At 68.5% G+C, this 5,802-nt stretch carries 7 protein-coding genes; 1 reads left to right on the top strand and 6 read right to left on the bottom strand.

Features of this window, described 5'->3' with window-relative positions; all coding sequences use genetic code 11:
* Window positions 1-47: 47 nt before the first annotated feature.
* Complete coding sequence (locus ACKVMH_RS09210; RefSeq protein ID WP_412700060.1) at window positions 48-485, bottom strand: CBS domain-containing protein; 438 nt, start codon at window positions 483-485, stop codon at window positions 48-50.
* A gap of 217 nt (window positions 486-702) precedes the next feature.
* Here ACKVMH_RS09210 and ACKVMH_RS09205 point away from each other — a divergent pair, with 217 nt between their 5' ends.
* Window positions 703-2,922, top strand: coding sequence for a M3 family metallopeptidase (locus tag ACKVMH_RS09205; protein WP_412700061.1), 2,220 nt, complete (start codon window positions 703-705; stop codon window positions 2,920-2,922).
* A 93-nt stretch (window positions 2,923-3,015) separates the two neighbouring features.
* Here ACKVMH_RS09205 and ACKVMH_RS09200 read toward each other — a convergent pair whose 3' ends face one another.
* The 5 genes from ACKVMH_RS09200 to ACKVMH_RS09180 all read right to left on the bottom strand — a co-directional run.
* The gene (locus ACKVMH_RS09200) at window positions 3,016-3,408 is read right to left on the bottom strand and encodes a sensory rhodopsin transducer (RefSeq protein WP_412700059.1); all 393 of its coding nucleotides are present in this window, start codon (window positions 3,406-3,408) and stop codon (window positions 3,016-3,018) included.
* Entirely contained in the window at window positions 3,405-4,328 is a 924-nt protein-coding gene (locus tag ACKVMH_RS09195; protein WP_412700058.1) for a DUF3298 and DUF4163 domain-containing protein, read from the bottom strand. Before ACKVMH_RS09195 ends, ACKVMH_RS09200 begins: the two co-directional genes overlap by 4 nt.
* A gap of 69 nt (window positions 4,329-4,397) precedes the next feature.
* On the bottom strand, window positions 4,398-5,111 hold the full coding sequence (locus tag ACKVMH_RS09190) for a pseudouridine synthase (RefSeq protein ID WP_215220149.1): 714 nt from the start codon (window positions 5,109-5,111) through the stop codon (window positions 4,398-4,400).
* A gap of 83 nt (window positions 5,112-5,194) precedes the next feature.
* Window positions 5,195-5,473, bottom strand: coding sequence for a GNAT family N-acetyltransferase (locus ACKVMH_RS09185; protein ID WP_215220148.1), 279 nt, complete (start codon window positions 5,471-5,473; stop codon window positions 5,195-5,197).
* A gap of 42 nt (window positions 5,474-5,515) precedes the next feature.
* Window positions 5,516-5,802 (bottom strand): hypothetical protein (locus ACKVMH_RS09180; RefSeq protein ID WP_412700057.1); only part of this gene is annotated, 287 nt, incomplete at its 5' end.

Raw genomic sequence — 5,802 nt, 5'->3', positions numbered from 1 at the left:
GCCGCGCCCGGATGAACGGACGCGGCGCGCGGCAGGTCAGCGGGTCATCAGTGCGTGGCGGGCTGCGAGACCTGCTGCACCACCTCACCGGTGGTGCGGTCATGCCCGGCCAGGGCGATGTCGGCCTGCGACACGATGCCGCACACGGCGCCGGCGTCATCCACCACCACTACCCGGCGGATCTGGTTCTGCTCCATCGCCTGCGCGCAGTCGGCCAGCGAGGCGTTCTGCTGGATCGTCGTCACCGGCGAACTCATGCAGTCGGAGGCGCACGCGGACGCCGTGTCGCGGCCCTCGGCGACCATCCGCACCGCGATGTCACGGTCGGTCACCACGCCCACCAGTCGGCCCGATTCGCGGCTGTCGACGACCGGGATCTCGCCGCAATCGTTCTCCACCATCATCCGCGCGACCTCGCGCAACGGAGTGTCACCGGTGCAGCAGGCGGGGTTGGCGGTCATCACGCTATTCAGGCTCGTGTTCATGGAAACTCCAACGTTCGGGGGAGACCCGTACCCTGCCCCGCAGGCGGTTGCCGAGGCGTGAACCGCGGGCCGCGACTTGGCCGCATCTGGCGGGTTTCCCTGCCGCGACCGCCCGCCCGCGCGCCCATGGCTTTCGTCATGGTGGCCGAAAACGCCGTTGCGGTAGGCTTCGGGTTCCCTTCGACCAGGTTCCTGCCCGATGAAGCATCCCCTCGCCATGGCGCTCGCCATCGCCCTGACCACCAGCGTCGCCGCGTGCGCCCAGTCCGACGCCAACCCACAAGCCGACACCGCCGTGACCGCAGACGCCAGCAATCCGTTCTTCACCGAAAGCCAGCTGCCGCTGCATTACCCGCGGTTCGACCAGATCAAGGACAGCCACTTCGGTCCGGCGTTCGACCGCGGCATGGCCGAGCACCTGAAGGAAGTCGAGGCGATCGCCAACAACCCGGAACCGGCGACGTTCGAGAACACGATCCTCCCGCTCGAGGAGTCCGGCGACATCCTGTCGCGCACCGCTTCGGTGTTCTTCAGCCTGGTTGGCGCCGACACCAATGACGCGCGCAAGGCGCTGCAGGCCGAGTACGCGCCGAAGCTGTCGGCCCACAGCGACGCCGTTTCGCTGAATCCGAAGCTGTTCGAGCGGATCGAGGCGCTGTACGAGAAGCGCAACGAGCTGGGCCTCGACGCCCAGGGCGTCCGCCTGGTCGAGCGCTACCACACCGATTTCGTCCGCGCCGGTGCCAAGCTGTCCGACGCCGACAAGACCCGCCTGAAGGAGATCAACGGCGAGCTGGCCAAGCTGGGCACGACCTTCAGCCAGAACGTGCTGGCCGAGGTGAACGACTCGGCGATCGTGGTCGACAGCGTCGAGCAGCTGGCCGGCCTGTCCGACCAGGCCATCACCGCCGCCGCCGAGGCCGCCAAGGCCCGTGGCCTCGATGGCAAGTACGTCATCGCGCTGCAGAACACCACCGGCCAGCCCCCCAACACCTACCTCGAGGACCGCGCCCTGCGCGAGCGCCTGCACAAGGCGTCCGTCGCCCGTGGCAGCCGCGCCAACAAGTGGGACAACACCGGCATTGTCTCGGACGTGGTGAAGCTGCGCATCGAGAAGGCCAAGATGCTCGGCTACCCGACCTACGCCGCCTACGTGCTGGCCGATGAAACCGCGCAGACCCCCGAGGCGGTCAACGCGATGCTCGCCCAGCTCGCCCCGGCCGCTGTCGCCAACGCCAAGCGCGAGGCCGCCAAGCTCCAGGCGATGATCGACAAGGAGCAGGCCGCCAAGGGCGAGCCGAGCTTCAAGCTCGAGCCGTGGGACTGGGCCTACTACGCCGAAAAGGTCCGCCAGGCCGAGTACGACTTCGACGAGAACCAGCTCAAGCCGTACTTCGAGATGAAGAACGTGCTGGAGAACGGCGTGTTCTACGCCGCCAACCAGCTCTACGGCCTCAGCTTCAAGCAGCGCACCGACCTGCCCGTCTACCACGAGGACGTCACCGTCTACGACGTGTTCGACAAGGACGGCAGCCAGCAGGCGATCTTCATCTTCGATCCGTACCAGCGCGAGTCCAAGCGCGGCGGCGCCTGGATGAACTCCTACGTCGACCAGTCCGCACTGACCGGCAACCTGCCGGTGGTGGCCAACCACCTCAACATCCCGGAGCCGGCGGAAGGCAAGCCGACGCTGATGACCTGGGACGAGGTGACCACCATGTTCCACGAGTTCGGCCACGCGCTGCACGGCCTGTTCTCGGACGTGAAGTACCCGTACTTCTCGGGCACCAGCGTGCCGCGTGACTTCGTGGAGTTCCCGTCCCAGGTCAACGAGATGTGGGCCGACTGGCCGAGCGTGCTGGCCAACTACGCCAAGCACCACGAGACCGGCGAGCCGATGCCGCAGGCCCTGCTCGACAAGGTCCTGGCCAGCGCCCAGTTCAACCAGGGCTTCGCCACCACCGAGTACCTCGGCGCGGCGATGCTTGACCAGAGCTGGCACCAGCTGTCGCTGGACCAGGTGCCGGACGCGGCGGGCGTGATGGCTTTCGAGGCCAAGGCGCTGGCCGCCAATGGCACCGACTTTGCACCCGTGCCGCCGCGCTACAAGACCCCGTACTTCAGCCACATCATGGGTGGCTACGCGGCCGGTTACTACGCCTACATCTGGTCGGAGGTGCTGGACGCCAACACCGTGGCGTGGATCAAGGACAACGGCGGCCTGACCCGCGAGAACGGCGACCACTTCCGCGCGGCGCTGCTGTCGCAGGGTGGCAGCAAGGACGCGCTGCAGCTTTTCCGCGACTTCACCGGCCACGAGCCGCGCATCGAGCCGTTGCTCGAGCGCCGCGGGCTGAATGCCCCGGCGGCCGACGACTCGGCGGTGCCGGACGCGCCGAAGGCCCCGGCGCCGGAAGCGCCCAAGCCGGGCAACTGATCGGCCTGGCGTGAACCGAAACCGTCCGGAGCGATCCGGGCGGTTTTTTCATGGCGCGCGCGGCGCCAGACATGGCGTCGGCCGGAGCCGGGTTCAGTCCGCCGCGAAGGCGATGGTCGTCATCAGGGCGTTTTCGGCCTGCCGGGAATCCAGGCGGGTGTGTTGCACCACGATCGGCACGTCCGACTCGATCACGCTCGCGTACGGCACGTCCGGCGGGATCGGCTCGGGGTCGCGGAGCTCGTTGAAGCGCAGGTGTCGGGTGCGGCGGGGTTCAACCGTCAGCTTGTACGGACCTGCCGGGTCGCGGCCCTCGAAATAGACCGTGATCCGGACGTTGGCCACACGGTCGCTCGCGTTGAGGATGCAGCAGGTCTCGTGGCTGGACATCTGCGGTTCGGGGCCGTTGCTCCAGCCGGGGATGTAGCCCTCGGCGATCGCCCAGCGCTGACGGCCGATGGCGCCGGAACCGGGTGTGTCGCTCATGGGGTCGTTCCCTCCGTCGGCGCCCCCGCGGTGCGGTCGGTGGCGGGCGCCGCCGAGAACAGGTCGCGGAACCGCGGCGCCACGTTCGGCCGCAGCACGTCCGAGGGGATCTCGACCGACCGCGTACCGTCCGAGTACGGGCCCGCCTGGTAAGGCGCAAAGACGAACCTCAGCCCCGTGACGCGACCGGCGTCGTCCACCAGCGGTTCGAACTCCGAGAAGTTTTCGGCCTTTGGCGCCGTGCCGGCCTCGATCATGCGGCTGGTGTTCCGGACCAGGTCGCTGCGCTCGGCCGGTGACATGGCATCGGCATCCGCCCGCTGGGACAGCGCCGTGTGGAGCTGCTCGCGGGCGTGCTCGGAGATGGCCTTCCACCCCGCGTCCGTCGGTACCAGCTCCTGCGCGGTCAGGCGCTGCTGCGCCTGCGGCAACCACACGAAACGCTCCATGAGGGGCATGCCGTGGGCGCCGCCGGTGTACATGCTGCCATCGGCGGCGTAGGCGGCCAGTTCGGGGGTGTCGACCAGCTCGGTGAATGTCAGCGACAGGTCGTACAGCGTGGCGCCCTCGCTGCCTTCGCCGGCGGGCTCACCCTGCTTGCGGGCCTCGACCGCCTCCATCAGATCCGTGCGTGCGCCTTCGGCGTAGGCCTTCAGTTCCGCCGCCAGGCGCGGGTATTTGGTGGCCGACTGCGGGTAGGTGATCCCGATGATGTAGTCGGCAGTCGCCTCCGAAACGTCCTCCAGCTCCACCGGTTCGACCGGTGCCGGTGTGGTTCCGTCCTGTCCGTCGGCGGGTACGGCGCTGCGCTCGCTGCCGGCGTTCGTGTCCGCGGCATCCTGTCCGGCGGTACGGTCGCAGGCCACGCCCGCAACCAGCACCATCGCGATGCATGCGCTCTTCAGATTCCACTGCTTCATCGGTCGGCCCCTGCTCATTGGGCGCGACCTTATCGCCGCCGGCGTGATGCCCGGATGCAGGCGGAAGGCTTACCAGTCGGTGCGCTGTGGCAACAGTCCGCGCAGTTCCGCGTCGGTCAGGTTGCGCCATTGGCCGACCTTGAGCCGGCCGAGCTTGACGTTGCCGATGCGCACCCGCACCAGCTGCTTGACCCGGTAACGGAAGTGGGCGGCCATCAGGCGGATCTGGCGGTTGAGCCCCTGCACCAGCACGATCCGGAACCCGAAGCGGCCCAGCTTGCCGGTCTTGCACGGCAGGGTGGTCTGTCCGTGCACCGGCACGCCCTTGGCCATCGCGCGCAGGAACTCGGGGGTGACCTCGTTGTTGACCGCGACCAGGTATTCCTTCTCGAGCTTGTTCTCGGCGCGCAGGATCTCGTTGACGATGTCGCCGTTACTGGTCAGCAGGATCAGCCCCTCGGAATCCTTGTCGAGCCGCCCGATCGGGAAGATCCGCCGCTCATGGCCGACGAAGTCGACGATGTTGTCCTTGACCCCGGATTCGGTGGTGCAGACCACGCCGACCGGCTTGTTGAGCGCGATGTAGACGTGCTGCTTCTGGCCCTTGGCGACGGTGCGGGTCCGCAACGGCTGGCCGTCGACCCGCACCTCGTCACCCTCGCCCACCTCCGAACCCACCCGGCCCCGGATGCCGTTGATGGTCACCCGGCCTTCGGCAATCAGGCGGTCGGCCTCGCGACGGGAGCAGAAGCCGGTTTCGCTGATGTGTTTGTTGAGGCGCATGCTGTGCCGGGTGCTCGAGGGGCGCACAGGCTGGCACAAGCCCCGCCGGTTGGCGAGTACGGCCCCCGGGTGGGGGCCGCAGCTCAACCGAGCAGGTCGCCGTATTCGGGATGGCGGTCGACCCAGCCGGCAGCGTAGGAGCACGCCGGGCGGACGTGGAGGTCCTGCACCCGTGCGTGCTCGAACGCAGCCCGCGTCAGCGCCCCGGCAATACCCCGGCCGCCGACCGGCTCGGGCACGTGGGTGTGGGTGATGACCATGCAGCTGCCCTCCATCCGGTACTCGAGGGCGGCCTCCACGCCGTCCACGTCGGCGGCGAAGCGGGAACGGTCTGGCTGGTGGCGTATCTCGAACTCGGTCATGACGTCTCCGGATGGCGTGGGCATGGCATCGACAATGGCCGGTCAGCGGTTGTCGCGTTTGCCCTGGTTGTGCCGGTCCTGTGTGCTGATGCTGCCCTGTATGCCCTGCAACCGGGCCTCGGCGGCATGCAGCTCTTCGGCGTGCTGGGCGGCGGAAGCGGACTGGTAGCCTTCAGGTGCATGGACTGGTGCGTGGTCGTCCAGCGCCTGCCACGGCTGCGTCGTGCGCGCCTGGCGCTGCTTGGCCTCGAGCAGTTCCCGGGTGTTGGCCAGTGCTTGCTCGGGCGTGATCGACGCACCCTTGCGACCGCGCGCGGTCGCGGCCCCGC

This window comes from Lysobacter zhanggongensis (assembly GCF_046638635.1).
Lineage (GTDB): Bacteria > Pseudomonadota > Gammaproteobacteria > Xanthomonadales > Xanthomonadaceae > Novilysobacter > Novilysobacter luteus.
This window is presented reverse-complemented; position numbering and strand designations above follow the sequence as displayed.

Coding starts and splice junctions, on each gene's coding strand:
- ACKVMH_RS09210 (WP_412700060.1), bottom strand. CDS start 485: ATGAACACGAGCCTGAATAGCGTGATGACCGCCAACCCCGCCTGCTGC.
- ACKVMH_RS09205 (WP_412700061.1), top strand. CDS start 703: ATGGCGCTCGCCATCGCCCTGACCACCAGCGTCGCCGCGTGCGCCCAG.
- ACKVMH_RS09200 (WP_412700059.1), bottom strand. CDS start 3,408: ATGAGCGACACACCCGGTTCCGGCGCCATCGGCCGTCAGCGCTGGGCG.
- ACKVMH_RS09195 (WP_412700058.1), bottom strand. CDS start 4,328: ATGAAGCAGTGGAATCTGAAGAGCGCATGCATCGCGATGGTGCTGGTT.
- ACKVMH_RS09190 (WP_215220149.1), bottom strand. CDS start 5,111: ATGCGCCTCAACAAACACATCAGCGAAACCGGCTTCTGCTCCCGTCGC.
- ACKVMH_RS09185 (WP_215220148.1), bottom strand. CDS start 5,473: ATGACCGAGTTCGAGATACGCCACCAGCCAGACCGTTCCCGCTTCGCC.